Here is a 17,625-nt window from a genome sequence, read left to right on the forward strand (position 1 = left end):
CTGCATCAAGCTTGGACTGGCTGTTTTCACTGGGGGCTCCGAAGCAGCCAGTTCTGCGGACACGAAAAGGCCCGATCCGAAAGATTCGGACCGGGCCTGATGCTCTGCTCTTGCCGGGGACTACGCGCGGTCGAACTCGCCGTCGGAAACGCCTGCCGTGAAGGCGTCCCATGCGCCGGGGGTGAAGACGAGTGCGAGGCCAGCCGGATTCTTCGAATCCCGAACTCCGACCATGCCCTCATCGAGGAATGCGACCTCGACGCACTCCGAGTTCCCGGCACTGCGGGTGCTCTTGAACCACTTAGCCCCACCAGGCGGTTGTTGTCCACTTTCACGAATCCCTTCTTGCCACCTGCCGCAGCAGGGCCCTGCTGGCCACCACATCCAGCGCAGCGTGCTGGATTGTCGCGAACGCCTTACGGTACTTGTCGACATCCGACTCTCCTTCAAGGTACGCATCACCGGTGAAGTTCTCGACATAAATCACAGTCGGATCGGCTACCCCCTTTATGTCGGGCTTGAAGTCCAAAATGACGAACGGGCCTACCGCCATTCCGAGTGGGAAACCTGCCCTGAACGGCAGTATGCGGATTGAGATGTTCGGCCTGGTGCTGAGATCGGCGAGATGTCGTAGCTGGGCCGCCATGACCACTTCGTTGCCAACCATCGAGCGCAGCGCCGACTCATGCAGTATCAGATCGACGCTGATCGGCGACTTCTTGCGCGTAATGATCTTCTGGCGCTGCAACTTCAGCTCGATTCGACGATCCTGCTCCTCCTCGGAGTCCTTGGGGAAGTAGATCCGATTGAGTGCGCGGGCATAGTCGGCCGTCTGAAATAGACCGGGCACCAGGTCGGGCCGAAAGATCTCCATGGCGTGCGCATCTGTTTCCAGCCGCATGTACACGTCAAGGTTCTGGCGGATCAAGTCATTGAAGGTGTTGTACCAAGTCTTCTCGCCGGCAATCGGAATGGCGGTGCTCAACTCGGCCCAGCTCAGTGCGGTGTAGCTGAGTGCGACGCCGATTCGGTCATGGGGACTATGCTACGACCGCACCGGCGATCCGAATGGTTAGTGCGATCCGGTATCGGTCGCCGGTATATCTATACCTCGCTGCAGTGCGGCCACGATGCCGTCCAGGATTTCGTACAGCGCCGCGATCGAATGGTCGGTGCCGAGCATCCAATTGTCGAGGCCGACGCCGAAGGCGGCGAAGCAGGTGGCGGCGACCAGTTGCGGGCGCAGATCGGATTCGGGCAGACCGGATCGCTTGGCGAGGAATTGGGCGAGGGCATGTTTGCGGCTCATGGCCCCGGTGAAATTCTCCTGGCGCAGTTCGGGATTGGTGACCAGCAGGTGGCGGGCGCGGCGGGCGGTATCGGCCTGATGGCGGCGCAGCGCCGCTTCGGATTTGTCGAGCAATAGCTCCTGGATCGCCGAACGCATTGCGGTGAGCGCGGATTCGGTGACCGGTCGGCGTTCCAGTGCCGAAAGCAGTTGCGCCATCAGATCTTCCTCGTGCGCGAACACCACGGCCATCTTGGACGGGAAGTGCCGGTGGAAGGTGCGCCGCGAAACCTGCACGGCGTCGGCGATCTGCTGCACTGTGGTCTGTTCGAAACCCTGCCGCTCGAACAGGCGTAGCGCGGCATCGATCAGTTCCCGGCGCACCCGGGCCTTCTCCTGCTCGCGCAGACCGCTCGGCTCCATGCGCCCTCCCGAACATATCTGTCTCAAAGTGACACTTTCTAGTCTAGTCTCACTGAAGTGTCTCAATGAGACAGCAACTCCGAGTGAGAGGAATAGTGTCGATGCGTCGCACACTGATCACCCTGGCCACCGCGGCCATGCTGGCCGGACCATGGGTCGCCACCGCGCAGGCGGATCCGGTCGAACCAGCACCGGGAACAGTGGTGCGCGACGAGGCGCTGCCATCGGATCTGTGGCTCGCGGGCACCGGATCGGCGCGGCGACTCACCTATTGGACCAGCGACTCCGACAATCGCCCCGCCCAGTCGACCGGCGCGATCTTCATCCCGGCGGGTGCACCCCCACTCGGCGGCTGGCCGGTGCTGTCCTGGGAGCACGGGACCGTCGGCGTCGGCGACGATTGCGCACCGTCGACGACGGGCCGGTCCGAGCGCGACCAGAACTATCTGGGCACCTGGCTACGGCAGGGTTATGCCATCGTGGCCACCGATTACATCGGCCTCGGCACACCCGGTGTGCATGCCTATCTCGATAGTCGGGCCGAGGCGCATGCCGCGATCGATATGGTGCGCGCCGCCCGCGCCGTCGACGATTCGCTCGCGTCGAAATGGGTGGCCATCGGTCAGTCCCAGGGCGGCGGGGCCGCGGTGTTCACCGCGTCGCTGGCCACGAAGTATGCCCCCGAACTCGACTACCGCGGTGCGGTCGCCACCGGTCCCGCTTCGAATATCGTCGACGCGGCCATGCTGGTCGGACCGTCGACACCGGCGCTCAGGTCGTCGCACCTGACCGCGTACGCGACATATGTGATGAACGGTTTACAGGCGGCACGTCCGGACTTCGACTTGGACAGCTACCTCACACCCGTCGGTAAGGAGTTGGTCGATGCGGCCCGGACGCTGTGCTTCACGCCGCTGGCCCAGCGCGCCGAGGGCATCACCCTGGATCAGCTGTTCTCCCGGCCGCTTTCGGAAGGTGACTTCGCCGCGACTGCCCGTCCGATCATGGATGTGCCGATGACCGGATACGACCGCCCGCTCTTCATCGGCCAGGGCACCAATGACACCGATGTGCCCGCGCCGTTGACCGCGAAACTGGTCGCCGATCTTCAAGCCAATGGCGTCCGGCCCGAGGTCCACGTCTACCCCGGCCTGGACCACAGTGCGACCGTCGCGGGTTCGCTACCGGACAGCATGCCCTTCGTCGCCCGATTGTTCGGCTGAAATCAGCACCTGGGGCTGCGTAAGGCAGTCTCCGGCAATCGGAATGGCGGTGCTCAACTCGGCCCAGCTCAGTGCGGTGTAGCCGAGTGCGATGCCGAAGGTGTGCGGACCAGCCGCCGTGGCGAGTGGATGTTGTTGTGCGGCAAGGTGGTGGCGGGACAGTCCGTCGAGCGCCACCCCGCGTGCTCGGCCCGCTGCCACGGCACGCTGTTCGGCCGCGAGCGAATCCAGTGGCACCACCACGTGGGAACCCGCATCGTCGCCGAGTACTTCGAGTCCGCGCCGGCGCAGCTCGGCCACGACCAGGGCTCGGCGCGGCGGCACCGCGCGGCGCAGCCGGCGCAGGTGTCGGGCGAGATCGCCGTGCCGGGCGAATGCGGTGAGCACGCGCTGGCCGACCGGGCTCGGGCCGGTACCGGTTCGCTCGCGATGCGCGATAACAGCTTCGGTGATATCCGGGGCGGCGACGAGCCAGCCGGTGCCCAAGGTCGGTGTGAGGATCTTGCTCGTGGTGCCGAGATGGACGACGACGTCCGGGGCCATCGCCGCCAGCAGTGGCAAAGGCGCGGTGTCGTAGCGCAATTCGCCGTCGTAGTCGTCCTCGATGATGAGCAGGCCCGCACGCCTGGCGAATTCGACGAGCTGTACCCGCCGCGCCGCTTGCATGCGGGTGCCGAGTGGAAATTGGTGCGCCGGAGTGCAATACACGGCCTTGATGCCATCGGGCAGTCGATCGACGCGCAGACCGTCGGCATCGATCGGCACCGGCAGTACCCGGACGCCGGCCGCGACGAATGCGCCCGCGGCCCGCTGATAGCCCGGATCTTCCATGGCAATGGCGTCACCGGGACGCAGCAGGGCGGTCGCGAGTTCGCCTACGGCCGAACTGGTTCCGGCCGTCGCGAGCACCACGGTCTTGCTGCCAGCGCCCAAGCCGCGGTGGCGTAGCAGGTGTTCGGCGACCGTCGCGCGGTATTCCGGTTCGCCGCCGCGATCCTTACGGATAACGGGGGAGTCGTCGGCGGCCGCACGCCAGGCACGCCGCCAGGCCGCCCGGTCGATCGCCTCGATGCACGGTGCGCCGGGGCCGAGATCGAGTAGGTCCGGTTCCTGCTCGGCGGTGTCGCGGGTACTCGGTCGAGCGGGCGGTTCGGCGGGGGCGGTGGTCAGGTAGGTGCCCGAGCCCCGGCGGCCCGCGATCCAACCCTCGGCGTGTAGTTGGTCGTAGGCCGCGGCGACCACCGTGCGGCTCACCCGGAGGCGTTGGGCGAGTTCGCGCGACGACGGGAGTCGATCATCCGCACGCAGGAGTCCGTTGCTGGCCGCGGCCCGCAGTCCTGCCGCGACCTGAACCGATAATGGCTGGTCGGCACCGCGGTCGAGGATGATCGGAAGTTCCTCCAGCATCGCGCACCTCCCCGAATTGGACTGTTCGAATTTCCCTGAATTGGCTATTCTGGAATGCCACTTACGGCTCCACGCTAGAGGTATGACGAAGTCCATCAGCTCTCGGCCGCCGCTTTCGCCGACCCAACGCACCACCCTGACACGTTCCAAGGAGCGCGGCCGGGCCGACCGGGCCGAACTGGATGCGGTCCTCGACGCCGGCCTGGTCTGCCACCTCGGCGTGCTGCTCGGTGGCAGTCCGGTGGTGCTCCCGACCGTTTACGGCCGCGACGGCGACACGCTGTACCTGCACGGCTCGACCGGCGCCGGAAACCTGCGGGCGGCGCTGACCGGCGAGATCTCCATCGCCGTCACCCTGGTCGACGGCATGGTCTACGCCCGCTCGGCCATGCACTTCTCCACCAACTACCGCTCGGCCGTGGTGCGCGGTCGTGCCGTCGAACTCACCGACCCCGATGAGCGCAGGCACGCGCTGCGGGTCATCGTCGAACACTCCGCCCCGGGCGCGTGGGATCGCGTGCGGCCGCCGAACAAAAAGGAAATGGCCGCCACCATGGTCCTCGCCCTCGACCTGACCGAGGCATCGGTGAAGGTCCGCACCGGTGGCCCCAAGGACGACGCCGCCGATATCGAAACCGGCGGCGTCTGGGCAGGTGTCCTGCCCTTGCGTCAGGTCTGGGATGCCCCGATCTCCTCGGACGATCTAGAGCCGGGCATCGAGGTTCCGCCGGATGTACTCGATCGAACCGAGATGGCAACGCTCCCCACCCGGTAACCCATGCCCGCTCCGCCGCCGCATATGCCCAGTGCGCACCTCACAGAGCCGCGCCATGTGTCGGGCCTCCTCGCCGGTCCGCGCGACCAATCCGCGCATATCGCCGAGCTCGCGGACGCGCTCTCGGCCACAGGACGCGGCGGCTTCGTGCCGGCAGCTATTTCTCCAGTGCTTCGCGTTGTGCCGGGCTCAGGCGGTCCGGTCTCGCGATGAGGGTGTACGTCGTGGGCCCGATGGCTTGCAGGACAAAGGGATCGGCGATGGCTGGTTGATGTTGAATCGCGTCCAGCGCGGCGACGGCGCGGTCTCGGGGCCAGTCGAGCGCGGTGGCCAGCGTGTCCACGGTGAGCGGTCGGCCGGCGTGTACGAGGGCGGCGAGCACGGTCAGTGCGTCGTACACGGCGGTCTCGGCGAGGGGGCTGCCGCTCATCTGCTCGCTGAGTCGACCGAAGAATTGGCCCATCGCGTCGAGCCGGGCGCCGGCGGTTGTGTCGGCACCGAAGATCTCGATGCCCCGCCGTGTGGCGGTCGCGATCTCGCGGTGCGCGCCGGTGTCGGCCTGCCATGCCTGGAGCCAGACGTCGTCGTCGATGACGTACCGCTCGCGGCGCCGACCGGAGTCCGGTTGGCGCACCACCAGTTTCATGCCTTCGAGGTAACCGATGGACTTGGATACCGATGCCGGGCTGACCTGTAGCCGGTGCACCAGGTCGGCTGACGTCAGGCCGCCGGCGTCGGCGGTGAGCACGCAGGTGAACACTCGGGCGGTCATCCGGGGCAGTCCGGTCGCTGCCAGCAGGGTCGCGAACTGGTCCACGAAGCCGCGCACCATCTCGGTCGGCTGTGCGTCGGTCGCGGACTCGCTGGGTGGTGTCGGCTTGCGTCGGCGGGCACGGTGGCCGGCGGCTTGCTGCGCGTGGTCGGCCAGGTAGTCACCGGGCGCAGTGTTGCGTGCGACCTCGCGACTGATCGTCGACGTCGGCCGACCGAGCCGACGGCCGATCTCGGCGTACCCGAGCCCGTCGGCCAGCCAGGCCGCGATTCGGCGACGGTCTCGATGGGTCAGTCTGCCTCCCGGCATCGGCGCACCTCCTCTCCTTGCGTTCATCAACAGTACATTGCAACGAACAGAGTAGGCGGTTGCATTTATTCGCAATCCTGTTGCAACAATTTTCGTATTTACCTGGCTCTATATAGTAGATGCGTTGATGGATCACAAAATGCAACGTAGCTTTTCCTTATCTGGAAATATTGGACAGCGAGGAAACCATGATGCATGTGATGGCCGTGTCGACCGTCTCGGACGTCGAAAAGTTCTGGGATGGCCTGAAGAAGGCGCACGCCAAGCTCCCCAAGGGCGCCAAGTGGAAGGTGGCGGTCGCGAGCAAAGATGGCGGCAAGGCGGTGAACATCATCACCCACGACTCCGTCGAGGATGTTCGGGACTTCGTCGAGGCATACGCCGGCACCTACGCCACGACCGAATATTTCGAAGCGGATGCCGCGAACGCGGTCGGTCTCCCGCGATGACGATCGACGTGCCGCGGCTTCAGGCCCGAGTCGCCGAACTCCTGACGGAGTACGCCATTCCGAGCGCCGCGATCGGTGTGCTCCACGAAGGAGAGATCGCCGAATTCGCGATCGGCGTCAAGAACGTGGAAACGCGGGAACCCGCGACAACGGACACCATTTACCAGTGCGGCTCCATGACCAAGACCTGGACCGCGCTGGCCTTCATGCAGCTCGTCGACGAAGGCAAGGTCGATCTGGACGCGCCGGTGCGGACCTACCTGCCCGGTTTCACAGTGGCCGATCCCGAGGTAAGCGCCAAGGTCACCCCTCGTCACCTGCTGTACCACGCCAACGGCATCGAGGAAGTCTTCGATGATCCCGGTGAAGGCGACGACGTCTATGAGCGCATGGTGGACACCATCACCACCGCGCCCCAAGTCTTCCCGCTGGGCTACACCCACGGTTACAGCGCGGCGCTGGGCTACGCCATCCTCGCTCGGATCCTGGAGGTGATCGACAACAAACGCTGGGACGACGTCATGCGGGATCGCCTCTTCGACCCCATGGGCCTGACCAGCACGAACAGTTGGCGTGAGCAGGTGGACCACACTCGGGCCGCGACCGGGCACCTGATCTTTTCCCTGGACGAAGGCCCCATCGTCACACCGGTGGACCACCTGCCGCGCGCCTTCGGGGCCGGCGGCGGCATCACCTCGACGACCACGGAAGTGCTCGCGATGGCGCACGTCCTCCTCACCAGCGGCACGGCGCCGAACGGGAAGCGCATCGTCTCGGCAGACAGCATCCGAGAGATGGCGAGTTCGCGGGTGCCGGTACCGGATCCGTACATGTTCGGGCCGGAATGGGCGCTCGGACTCATCGTGTGTGACTGGCGCGGCGAAACCGTCTACGCCACCGACGGCAGCACGATCGGCCAGAACGCCCGGCTTCGGCTCCTGCTGGATTCCCATACCGCCATCGCGATGCTGACCAATGGCGGACCGCGGGAAAGCTTCTACCGCAAGGTGTTCAACGAGATCCTGACCGACCTCGGCACGGTCACCATCCCGGATCTGCCCGCACCGGATCCGACGCTGAACCTCGACCTGGCCAGGTATGAAGGCGTCTACGGGCGACCCGGCGCACGGTACGAGGTGTCAGCGAAGGGCGAAAAGCTGTACCTGACCTTGGTCCTCGACCCGATGCAGGCAGAGTTGCTGCAGAAACCAGACCGCATCAGATACGAACTGCTGCCGGTGAGCGAGACACATTTCCTGATGCCACCGGCGGATCCGCTGGAGGACACCCAGACAGTCGCGATCTACGACTTCGCCAACGGCGCCGCCCAATACCTCCACACCAACTGCCGGGTGAACCCACGACTGGGATGATCTGTGAACTATCGTGCGGATTCACCGTCGACGCTATCGAAGAGCCGTGACCCCAACGCCATTGCCTCGCAGTCGATCCCAAGCTTCGGGTAGTTCTCACAACCCAGCCGATCTTCGATTGTGACGGCGCTGTCACGGCACGTTCGGCAACACCTCCACACCCGGTGCGAGGTGCGCACCGGGTGTGCGAGGACGGATCGCGGCGTGGGCTGGAGGTCACCACAAGGTGATCGGTAGGCCGAGGGCGGTTGCGGTTTCGTGGGCCAGGGCGCGGAGGGTTTCCGGGGTGCCGACGCGTTCGGGGTCGAGGCTGACGACAGCGAGGGTGTAGGTATCCGCGATGTGACAGAGATAGCCGGACAGACGGGTGCGCGGGAGGCGGTTCGCGGTGAGGCCGGGGTGGATGGCGCGCGCGGCGACGCCGGTGCATCGGTGTGGGCCGAGGGCGCGCAGGGAGTCGGGGAGCGTTCCGAGATTGGAGCACAGGATGTCTCGCTCACCGGCGCCCTTGGACAGGGCGTATGCCCAGCGGTCCGGAATGACCTGCAGCAGTTCCTCCGGCATCTCGCCCGGGCTGGACATCCGCCGCTCGTAGGCGATTCGCGCTTTCTCGCGGATGGTGGCCGGGGTGTCGGCGCGCTCGATGGTTATCTCGGTCATCGAGAGGTCATTGTCGACGCGCGGTTCGTCGCGGGTATCGACCGGAAGGCTGGCATCGATCATCTCGCCCGGAAATCCACTGGCCCACAACATCTTCGCGATCAGCGCAATGAACAGGCTGTTGGCAGTACCACCCTGTGCGGCGGCCACCGACTCCCAGTCGCCTGCCGGGCATTGCAGAACCACGCTATGGGTCATCTTCCCGGTGTGTTCGCGGGCCGATACCGCAGATTCGCGGTCCGCTACCGCGCGAGCAGGACGTTCTGGGATGCCCCGGCGCAGCGCGCGGACCGTGCCGCGCACAACGATCGACCATTGCCGCCAGGCATCGGACCAATCCGACGTTGCCGCCCGGGGCCCTGCGGCGTTCACACGGGCGTCGGACCGGTCTGCTTCTCCTGCGGGGGATGTCATCGGCTCGCTCGTATTCGATCGGTCGGGCGCGCCGGTGACCAAACGCGGCGCATCCGAGCAATCCACCTCTGGTGCAGTTGATTTCGACGATGAGCGCCGGACCAGCGCCGACGGCCTCCGCAGGCTTGTGCCGCCGAGCGCGTCATCGACCGCCAGCACAAGGGCTCGACCGTCGGCAAGCGCATGGGAGCAGGTCAGCGACACAATCGAGCCGCCATCAGCCAGGGCGGCGGTCGACAATCGCCAACCCGGACCGTATTCGGGATCGAGGTTCGCGCCCTGCTCAGCGGCCCACTCGAGCAGCTCCCCGTTGGTGATGGTGCCGGCGGTGAGCTCGAGCGGATACGCCCGAGTGTTCGCCCGCCAACTACGCCGTGCCCCCGGAACCCGAGGCCGAATCACCCTGCGGCCCAACGGGCCAACCCGCAGCGCCGCGTGCACCTGCCGCAGCAACTCCGGATCGACGCGATCGGCGGTGCGCCACAAACCCTGGAGCGCGATCGGGGTACCGAGCCCGCGATGCGTGCGTAGGAAGATCTCGTCGACGACGCTCGCGCGCTGGGCCGGGCTCATTGTCAGGTACGCGCACCGTGCCGGCCCGCACCGGCGGCGAACCGCTGCGCGCCGTCCAAGGCGCCGTCGGTCAGGGCCTTCAGGCCGTGCCGGTACTCGTTGCGCAGCGCCGTCTCTTCGTCCATGCCGTCCTGTTCCAACAGCGACATGCGGTCCGAACGCAGGCAGGTCTGCGGCAGTGCGGCCAATTCGGCGGCGAGCTGTTCGGCGGCGTTGCGGGATTCGCCATTCGGCACCACGCGATTGACCAGTCCGATCTGCAGCGCCTCCGTGGCGGCGACGGCACGACCGGTGAGCACCATATCCATGGCGCGCCCGGTACCGATAATGCGCGGCAACCGAATCGTGCCGCCATCGATCAGCGGTACCCCCCAGCGGCGGCAGAACACGCCGAAGGTGCTGTCCTGCTCGGCAACTCGCATATCGCACCACAGGGCCAGCTCCAGCCCGCCCGCGACCGCATATCCCGAGATCGCGGCGATTACCGGTTTGGACAGCCGCATTCGAGTCGGTCCCATCGGGCCGTCACCATCCTCGGTGACCCGATTGGAGCGCTCGGTGCCCAGCGCCTTCAGGTCCGCGCCCGCGCAGAAGGTGCCGCCGTCGCCCCACAGCACGGCGACCGCCGCATCCGGATCGGCGTCGAATTCGCGGAATGCGTCGACCAGCGCCGCGGCTGTCGGACCATCAACGGCATTGCGTGCCTCGGGGCGGTGCAGGATCACAGTGGTCACGGGCCCGTTGCGTTCGATTCGCACAGTCACGAGCATGACCATACGCCGTCGGAATTACCCTTGTGTGAAGAAATGAATTTATGGTTCACTTCTTGTATGGCCTACCGCAGAACCCCTGCTGTCCAGGCCCGCCTCGATGCCCAGGCGGGCCTGATCGTGCAGGCCGCGACCAAGGTGCTATCGCATGCCGGCTATGCCGGACTGTCCATGGCGGCCGTCGCCGCCGAGGCTGGCGTGGCCACCGGGACGGTCTACAAGAACTTCACCGGCAAGGCCGACCTGGTGAGCGCGGTATTCCGGAAGGTGGTGGCGCACGAGGTGGCCGCGGTGGTCACCGCGAGCGCCGCTGGAACGGCCGTCGAGCGGGTGACCGCGGCGGTGGAGACCTTCGCGGGCCGGGCGCTGAAGAATCCGAAGCTCGCCTACGTCCTGCTCGTCGAACCCGTCGATACCGTGGTCGACACTGAGCGTCTGCGCTTCCGCCGCGCCTTCGCCGAAGCCTTCGAATCCGCGGTCGCGGCAGGCGTTTCGGATGGGGAACTGCCCGCACAGGATGCCAAGACCAGCGCGGCCGCCCTCGTCGGCGCGATCGGCGAGGTCCTGGTCGGCCCGCTGGCCGACGCACCGCACAGCGAATCCGTTGTGCCCGAACTCATCAGTTTTGCGTTACGCGCACTGGGTGTGCGCGATGAATCCGACTCAGGAGTGTCCGATGCCGACGCATGAAGTCTTCAATCAGGTTCCCGATATCGTGCCCTTCGATGTCGCGCAGAACCCGGCCCTGCTCGAGGGACTGCACCGCGAAGGCGCGGGCTGGGCCGAACCGGAGCTACATGAACTCGGCACGCGCGCAGGCGGATTCGAAGCCCAGGAGTGGGGCCGGCTGGCCAATGAATACCCGCCGGTCCTGCACACACACGACCGCTACGGCAACCGCATCGACGAGGTCGAATTCCATCCGTACTGGCACGAACTGATGAAAGTCGCTGTCGCGCACGGACTCCACGGTTCGCCCTGGCTCGACAATCGGCCGGGTGCCCATGTCGCCCGCGCGGCCAAGTTCTACACCTGGGGCGCCGCCGACGCCGGGCATATGTGCCCTATCTCCATGACCTACGCGATCGTGCCCGCACTGCGCCACAATTCCGAACTCGCGGCCAGATATGAACCGCTACTCGGTTCTCGCACTTACGATTTCGGCCTGCGTGAGCCGTCGACCAAGGCCGGTCTCATCGCCGGCATGTCGATGACCGAGAAGCAGGGCGGCTCCGACGTTCGCGCCAACACCACCATCGCCACACCACAACCCGACGGCAGCTACCGCATCGTCGGCCACAAGTGGTTCACCTCGGCCCCCATGTCGGATATGTTCCTCACCCTGGCCCAGGCGCCCGGTGGCCTGTCCTGTTTCCTGCTCCCGCGCGTACTTCCGGACGACACCCGCAATCCCATTCGGATCCAGCGCCTCAAGAACAAGCTCGGCAACAAGTCGAACGCTTCCTCGGAGATCGAATACGAGAATGCCACCGGCTGGCTGGTCGGTGCGGAAGGGGCTGGCGTCAAGACCATCGTCGAAATGGTCAACATGACCCGCCTGGACTGCGTTATCGGCTCCGCCATGGGCATGCGCGTCGGCGCCGTCCACGCCGCGCATCACGCGCGGCACCGCGAAGCGTTCGGGGCCAAGCTGATCGACCAACCCGCGATGCGCAATGTGCTGGCCGACCTGGTCATCGAATCCGATGCCGCGACCACGGTGATGATGCGCCTGGCCGGTGCGACCGATCGCGCGGGCACCGATCCCGCGGAGGCCGCCCTGCGCCGAATCGCCTTGGCGGTCACCAAGTATTGGGTGTGCAAGCGCGCCCCAGCACATGCGGCCGAGGCCCTGGAATGCTTCGGCGGCAATGGCTATGCCGAGGAATCCGGTATGCCCCGGCTCTACCGCGAGGCCCCGCTCATGTCCATCTGGGAAGGTTCTGGCAATGTCGCGGCGTTGGATGCCTTGCGCGCCATGGGCCGTCAGCCCGAAACCGTGGAGGCCTTCTTCAACGAAGTCTCGCTCGCCGCGGGCGCCGACGCCCGGCTCGACGATGCCATCGCCCGTCTCGGCAAGGAACTGTCCGACCTCGACGAAATCGAATACCGCGCCCGCCGTGTCGTCGAACTCATGGCCCTGGTCCTGCAGGGTGCGCAACTGGTCCGCCACGGCCACCCCGCCGTGGCCGACGCCTTCTGTGGCACCCGCCTAGGTGACGACTGGGGCATCGCTTTCGGCACCCTCCCCACCGGCGTGAACACCACCGACATCATCGCCCGCGCCCTCACCTGACCCCGGCCGCTCGCGAGCATCCCATGCGAGGTCGACGACGGTGCGAATCCAGGGATCTTCTTTCGGGTGCTCGCGTCCGCGCCGCTGCGAGTGCTCGCGTCGGCCCGCTGTGGCGCTCGGCTCAGTGCGCGAGCGCGGCAGGCTGGGCGCGCCATTGCCGTGGCGAGAGGTCGTGATTGCGCCGGAACAGGCGGGTGAAGTAGCCCGCGTCCGGCATCCCGACCCGCCGGGCGATCTCGCCCACCGGCAGATCCGTCTCCGCCAACAGACGGCGTGCCTCGGTCATCCGCCGCTCGGTGATCCACGCCTGTACGGTGCGCCCGGTGCGGCGGCGCACCACGGTGGTCAGATGCCCCGGCGTCATGCCGACCGCATCGGCCACATCGCGTAGTGACAGCGGTGCGCTGTGCCGCTGATCGATCACGTCGAACACCTCGGCGAGCAGCGGTTCACCGCTGCGCCGTAGATCGCCGACCACATCGGCGGCCAGTCGCGCGAGGTCGATGAGCAGTAGCGTCAGATGTGCCGAGGCCGCCTGCCGATATCCCTCCTGCCGCTGGGTCAGCTCGGCTTCGATAGCAGCAATCGCATTGTCCCACCATGGCCTTCGTTCCACCGGGACGGCCAACTCCAGCACGCCTCCCGAATGCTGGTGCAGGAACGGAAATAACAATGGATGCGCCCGCCACGTGGGCCAGGGCGCGCGTCCGGCATCACCGAGCGCCGCGGGATCGAAGAACACCGCGACCGAGCCTTCGGACTCATACGGTGGTGCGTCCGCGATCACCTGACCCGGTGCGACCACGTACACCATCCCGGCGGACTGGATGTACAGCAAGGCCGGAAAGTTGTGAATATGCGGGCTGTGGCCGTGTTCGGTAAGGCGATCGAACCACAGCAGCGATACCGGCGGCGTGACCTGATCGCTGCGATAGTCGTACGCCGGAACACCACGGCGGTGCCGGACCACCCGGGTAGCCTCGGTCATATCACCGAAAATAGTCCAACTTCGGCCGATTATCACCCAATTATGGCGCGGGATCAGCGGGCATCATGAGATTTATGACCAAAGATCATCCACATTCCGTAGTCGAAGCCATGGGTAACCGGCACGACTACCTGCCCGCCGCGGGTCGTGATGCGCTCCTCCCCGGCTACGACCTGCTGACCCGCCTGCTCGGCATGTACAAACTCCACGAAACCCTCGTCGCACAGGCCGAACTCACCGCTGATCAGCGGGTACTGGAAATCGGCTGCGGCACAGGTAATCTGACGATCCGCGCCAAACGCGCCCAGCCCGCGGCGGAGGTGATCGGCTCCGATCCCGACCCGCTCGCACTCGCCCGTGCCGAGCGAAAGGCGCACGGGCTGAACGGAATTCGCTTCGAGCGGGCCTACGCGCAGGAACTGCCCTTTCCGGACCAGGAATTCGACCGGGTGCTGTCTTCGATGATGCTGCACCACCTCGAAACCGATATCAAAACCGCCGCACTTGCCGAGGCGCTGCGCGTGCTGCGCCCTGGCGGCAGCCTGCACATCGTCGATGTCGGTGGTGCGGTGACCCCGGACGACGGCCTGATGGCCCGGCTGCTGCTGCACAACGACCATGCCAGGGACAACCTCGGCGACGGCATCCCCCAACTCCTGCGCAAGGTCGGCTTCGACTGCGCGGTCGTCGCCTCGCAGCGGCACCGTCGCCTCGGTCGCGTCACCTTCTACCGCGGGACCCGCCCGAATTGACCGCCGCCGCGCTGGAGCGGTTGGAGCACCCGCTCGACCAGCGCGGTATCGCAATGTTCGATCATCCCGCCGCGGTACGCCCGACCTGTGTCGTCTATCGCGGCGCGGCCTCGGCTACCCCGAGGCGGCTCTTCATCGAGGCACTGCGCGACGCCGCCGACGTCGCGACCGAAGTCCGGCAACGACTTCGATAGCCGACTTATTTAGCCATGCGCGCAAATTCGAGGCGGACCGACGCAGGCTGAGTAGGGTGATTTCGATGACACGGACTTCCGTCGAAAAACCGTTGCGCTCGTTGGTCGAGCACCTGCGGATTCGGGCGGCGGGGTGCGCCCGACGGTATGTGCTCGGCATCGCGGGTCCGCCGGGTGCGGGTAAATCCACGCTGTCCAAGGCCATTCGCGACGATCTGAACAATCGAGCCGGTGCTCGGATCGCTGAGATCGCGCCGATGGACGGCTTCCACCTGCCCGGCGCCGTCCTACGCGCGACGGGAAATCTGGAGCGCAAGGGCGAACCGCACACCTTCGACGTCGCGGCCTTCGTGGCATCCCTACGCCGCCTGCGCGATACCCCACTCGGCGAGCCGATGCCGTGGCCGACCTTCGATCGCGCCATCGAGGAACCGACTCCGGCCGGTGTCGTCTTCGATCGGCAGGAGATCGCCATTGCCGAGGGCAACTACCTGCTGCTGTCCGACGCCGCCTGGTCGGGTGTGCGTGAATTCCTCGACGAGGTCTGGTATCTGGATGTGGCCCGCGAGGTGATCGAACAACGCCTGCTGCGCCGCCACATTCGCGGCGGCCGGACCCCTGAGGCCGCGAAAATCAAGGTGTACGACAGCGATCTGCCCAACGCCGATCTGATCGCCGATACCAGCCACCGAGCCGACCTCCTCCTGCGCCAGCGCGGCGGCCGCTACTACGCCGCCCAGGGATGATGAGCACCCGCGTCGCCGAATCATGCTGGAGGTGACGTGATCTCGCTCGACAGTTCAGGCCGAGGACCACGGCCGCACCGGAGGTGCTGGTCGAATGGGGAGTCCTGGCCCGAACGGAACGAGGGGGTCGACGAGATCGAGATCGACGGCCCGTTCGAGGTCGACACTTCGTTCACCTGAGGGACTCCGGCGACGATACCGTGCGGCTGCGCCTGGGGAGATCGAACCCGGCGAACTGTTCATCGGTGAATTCGACGGCGGCGATTTCACCGTCGTTCCGAGCACCGCCTGGAGTCGGCGGGTGCGGGCTGGACCCGCGTCGTCTACCGGACCGAGATCATCGGCGACGCCGCCGATACCGTCGGAATCGGTCCGGAGATCACCGTCGACTTCCCGGATGTCGTTGCCGCCCTGATCAAGACGGCGCACGCGCCGGGCTGAGGCTCAGCGGTTGGCGCGGTACCAGCCGATCAGGGCGTCGGTGGACGAGTCCCCTTGCGGCTGGGGCTCTTCCGGAGACGTCAGCAGGGGAGCCAGCGCTAGCGCCTGCTGCTTGCCGAGTTCCACACCCCACTGGTCGAAACTGTCGATGCCCCAGATGGTGCCCTCGACGAATACCTGATGCTCGTAGAGCGCGATCAACTGGCCGACCACCGACGGTGTCAGCTGCGGCGCCAGGATGGTCGTGCTCGGCCGATTGCCCGGCATCACCTTGTGCGGCACCACCTTCGGATCGGTGCCCTCGGCGATGATCTCCGCGGCGGTCTTGCCGAAGGCGAGCACCTTGGTCTGCGCGAACAGGTTGCTCATCAGGATGTCGTGCATACTGCCGGTACCGTCGCGGGTGGGCAGATCATCGGTGGGACGGGCGAATCCGATGAAATCCGCCGGAATCAGCCGCGTGCCCTGGTGCAGCAGTTGGTAGAAGGCGTGCTGGCCGTTGGTGCCCGGTTCGCCCCAGAAGATCTCACCGGTCGAGGTGGTCACCGGGCTGCCGTCGGCGCGCACCGATTTGCCGTTGGACTCCATCGTCAGCTGCTGTAGATAGGCCGGGAAGCGCGCCAGATCGTTCGAATACGGCAGTACCACACGTGATTCCGCGTCGAAGAAGTTCGAGTACCAGATGCCGAGCAGACCGAGCAGTACCGGTCCGTTCTCGGCCAGCGGCGCGGTCGCGAAGTGCCGGTCGACGGCGTGCATTCCGGCCAGGAATTCGGCGAAGCGCTCCTTGCCGATGGTCGCCATCACCGAAAGGCCGATGGCCGAATCCACCGAATAGCGGCCGCCGACCCAATCCCAGAAGCCGAACATATTCGCGGTGTCGATCCCGAATTCGGCGACCCGCTCGGCATTCGTCGACACGGCTACGAAATGCTTGGCGACGGCGTCCGCGCCGAGCGCGGCGACCAGCCAACGCCGGGCGGCAGTGGCATTGGTCAGCGTCTCCAGCGTCGAAAACGTCTTGGAGGCAACGATGAACAGCGTGGCGGCCGGGTCGAGTCCGTCGAGTTTCGCGAGCAGATCGGCCGGGTCGACATTCGAGACGAAGCGAGCGCCGATCCCGGCGTCGGCATAGTGCCGCAGTGCGCGATGCACCATATCCGGGCCGAGATCCGAACCGCCGATGCCGATATTCACCACGGTCTTGATGCGTTCGCCGGTCGCGCCCCGCCACGCACCCGAACGCACCGCGTCGGTGAATTCCCCCATCCGCCGCAGCACCTCGTGCACCTCGGCGCCCACGTCCGCGCCGTCCACGATGACCGTCTCGCCCGCGGGCAGACGTAGCGCGATATGTTCGACCGCGCGGTCCTCCGAGGTGTTGATGTGGTCGCCGCGCAACATCGCGTCGCGGTGCTCGGCCACCCCGGCCTCATGCGCCAATTCGACCAGCAGATGCAGGGTTTCCCGCGTGACGCGGTGCTTGCTGTAGTCGATGTGCAGGTCGCCGACCTGGACGATCAGCTCACTGCCGCGGTCGGGATCCTCGGCGAAGAATTCACGCAGGTGTCGTCTTGCGACGGCACCGTGGTGCTCGTGCAGTTTCCGCCAGGCCGCCGATGCGGTGATGTCGCTGCTCACGTCCGCGAGGTTACAAGCACTCGATCGGGCGCGCAGGCAAGGACGGCATACTTTCGCCGATGTTGTCCTGACGGCTACCTATGGCGATCACTCGTGTGTCGCTCGAGCAGGAGCAGCGGCGAGCGTATGCG

18 protein-coding genes are annotated in these 17,625 nt (G+C 66.2%); 9 read left to right on the top strand and 9 right to left on the bottom strand.

Annotated elements, in window-relative coordinates; all coding sequences use genetic code 11:
* Positions 1-120 precede the first annotated feature (120 nt).
* The 3 genes from AB0J29_RS25855 to AB0J29_RS25865 all read right to left on the bottom strand — a co-directional run bounded on the left by AB0J29_RS25855 (position 121) and on the right by AB0J29_RS25865 (position 1,711).
* Complete coding sequence (locus AB0J29_RS25855; RefSeq protein WP_364791441.1) at positions 121-339, bottom strand: DUF397 domain-containing protein; 219 nt, start codon at positions 337-339, stop codon at positions 121-123.
* Entirely contained in the window at positions 332-985 is a 654-nt protein-coding gene (locus AB0J29_RS25860) for a DUF5753 domain-containing protein (RefSeq protein ID WP_364791333.1), read from the bottom strand. Before AB0J29_RS25860 ends, AB0J29_RS25855 begins: the two co-directional genes overlap by 8 nt.
* 87 nt (positions 986-1,072) lie before the next feature.
* Positions 1,073-1,711 (bottom strand): TetR family transcriptional regulator, encoded by a 639-nt coding sequence (locus tag AB0J29_RS25865; protein ID WP_364791336.1) that lies wholly within the window; start codon positions 1,709-1,711, stop codon positions 1,073-1,075.
* 101 nt (positions 1,712-1,812) lie between these two features.
* Here AB0J29_RS25865 and AB0J29_RS25870 point away from each other — a divergent pair, with 101 nt between their 5' ends.
* Positions 1,813-2,934, top strand: coding sequence for a lipase family protein (locus AB0J29_RS25870; protein ID WP_364791339.1), 1,122 nt, complete (start codon positions 1,813-1,815; stop codon positions 2,932-2,934).
* Here the strand turns inward: AB0J29_RS25870 and AB0J29_RS25875 are convergent.
* Positions 2,893-4,341, bottom strand: a complete 1,449-nt coding sequence (locus tag AB0J29_RS25875) for a PLP-dependent aminotransferase family protein (protein WP_364791342.1) — start codon at positions 4,339-4,341, stop codon at positions 2,893-2,895. The two genes, AB0J29_RS25870 and AB0J29_RS25875, sit on opposite strands and share 42 nt — an antisense overlap.
* An 82-nt stretch (positions 4,342-4,423) precedes the next feature.
* On the opposite strand from AB0J29_RS25875, the gene AB0J29_RS25880 reads away from it, so the two are divergent.
* Positions 4,424-5,116: a pyridoxamine 5'-phosphate oxidase family protein gene (locus AB0J29_RS25880; RefSeq protein WP_364791345.1), complete on the top strand. Its 693-nt coding sequence runs from the start codon at positions 4,424-4,426 to the stop codon at positions 5,114-5,116.
* Between the two features lie 157 nt (positions 5,117-5,273).
* Here AB0J29_RS25880 and AB0J29_RS25885 read toward each other — a convergent pair whose 3' ends face one another.
* Complete coding sequence (locus AB0J29_RS25885) at positions 5,274-6,197, bottom strand: helix-turn-helix domain-containing protein (protein ID WP_364791348.1); 924 nt, start codon at positions 6,195-6,197, stop codon at positions 5,274-5,276.
* Positions 6,198-6,397: 200 nt separating this feature from the next.
* Here AB0J29_RS25885 and AB0J29_RS25890 point away from each other — a divergent pair, with 200 nt between their 5' ends.
* Complete coding sequence (locus AB0J29_RS25890) at positions 6,398-6,646, top strand: hypothetical protein (RefSeq protein ID WP_364791351.1); 249 nt, start codon at positions 6,398-6,400, stop codon at positions 6,644-6,646.
* Positions 6,643-8,019, top strand: a complete 1,377-nt coding sequence (locus AB0J29_RS25895; protein WP_364791354.1) for a serine hydrolase domain-containing protein — start codon at positions 6,643-6,645, stop codon at positions 8,017-8,019. The genes AB0J29_RS25890 and AB0J29_RS25895 overlap by 4 nt, the downstream gene beginning before the upstream one ends.
* Before the next feature lie 216 nt (positions 8,020-8,235).
* Here AB0J29_RS25895 and AB0J29_RS25900 read toward each other — a convergent pair whose 3' ends face one another.
* Positions 8,236-9,666: a hypothetical protein gene (locus AB0J29_RS25900; RefSeq protein WP_364791357.1), complete on the bottom strand. Its 1,431-nt coding sequence runs from the start codon at positions 9,664-9,666 to the stop codon at positions 8,236-8,238.
* Between the two features lie 2 nt (positions 9,667-9,668).
* A complete protein-coding gene (locus tag AB0J29_RS25905) occupies positions 9,669-10,436 on the bottom strand; it encodes a crotonase/enoyl-CoA hydratase family protein (RefSeq protein WP_364791361.1) in 768 nt (255 codons plus the stop codon).
* Between the two features lie 60 nt (positions 10,437-10,496).
* Here AB0J29_RS25905 and AB0J29_RS25910 point away from each other — a divergent pair, with 60 nt between their 5' ends.
* A complete protein-coding gene (locus tag AB0J29_RS25910; protein WP_364791364.1) occupies positions 10,497-11,126 on the top strand; it encodes a TetR/AcrR family transcriptional regulator in 630 nt (209 codons plus the stop codon).
* Complete coding sequence (locus tag AB0J29_RS25915; RefSeq protein WP_364791367.1) at positions 11,113-12,732, top strand: acyl-CoA dehydrogenase family protein; 1,620 nt, start codon at positions 11,113-11,115, stop codon at positions 12,730-12,732. Before AB0J29_RS25910 ends, AB0J29_RS25915 begins: the two co-directional genes overlap by 14 nt.
* 121 nt (positions 12,733-12,853) lie before the next feature.
* On the opposite strand, the gene AB0J29_RS25920 is transcribed toward AB0J29_RS25915, so the two are convergent.
* Positions 12,854-13,720: a helix-turn-helix transcriptional regulator gene (locus AB0J29_RS25920; protein ID WP_364791370.1), complete on the bottom strand. Its 867-nt coding sequence runs from the start codon at positions 13,718-13,720 to the stop codon at positions 12,854-12,856.
* Positions 13,721-13,794: 74 nt separating this feature from the next.
* Here AB0J29_RS25920 and AB0J29_RS25925 point away from each other — a divergent pair, with 74 nt between their 5' ends.
* The 3 genes from AB0J29_RS25925 to AB0J29_RS25935 all read left to right on the top strand — a co-directional run bounded on the left by AB0J29_RS25925 (position 13,795) and on the right by AB0J29_RS25935 (position 15,412).
* Positions 13,795-14,472, top strand: coding sequence for a class I SAM-dependent methyltransferase (locus AB0J29_RS25925; protein WP_364791373.1), 678 nt, complete (start codon positions 13,795-13,797; stop codon positions 14,470-14,472).
* Entirely contained in the window at positions 14,469-14,666 is a 198-nt protein-coding gene (locus tag AB0J29_RS25930; RefSeq protein WP_364791376.1) for a hypothetical protein, read from the top strand. Before AB0J29_RS25925 ends, AB0J29_RS25930 begins: the two co-directional genes overlap by 4 nt.
* A 65-nt stretch (positions 14,667-14,731) precedes the next feature.
* On the top strand, positions 14,732-15,412 hold the full coding sequence (locus AB0J29_RS25935) for a nucleoside/nucleotide kinase family protein (protein ID WP_364791379.1): 681 nt from the start codon (positions 14,732-14,734) through the stop codon (positions 15,410-15,412).
* Between the two features lie 444 nt (positions 15,413-15,856).
* On the opposite strand, the gene pgi is transcribed toward AB0J29_RS25935, so the two are convergent.
* Positions 15,857-17,494: a glucose-6-phosphate isomerase gene (gene pgi / locus AB0J29_RS25940; RefSeq protein WP_364791382.1), complete on the bottom strand. Its 1,638-nt coding sequence runs from the start codon at positions 17,492-17,494 to the stop codon at positions 15,857-15,859.
* Positions 17,495-17,625: the final 131 nt, after the last annotated feature.

Origin of the sequence: Nocardia sp. NPDC049707, from assembly GCF_040674855.1 — a bacterium.
Classification (GTDB): Bacteria; Actinomycetota; Actinomycetes; order Mycobacteriales; family Mycobacteriaceae; genus Nocardia.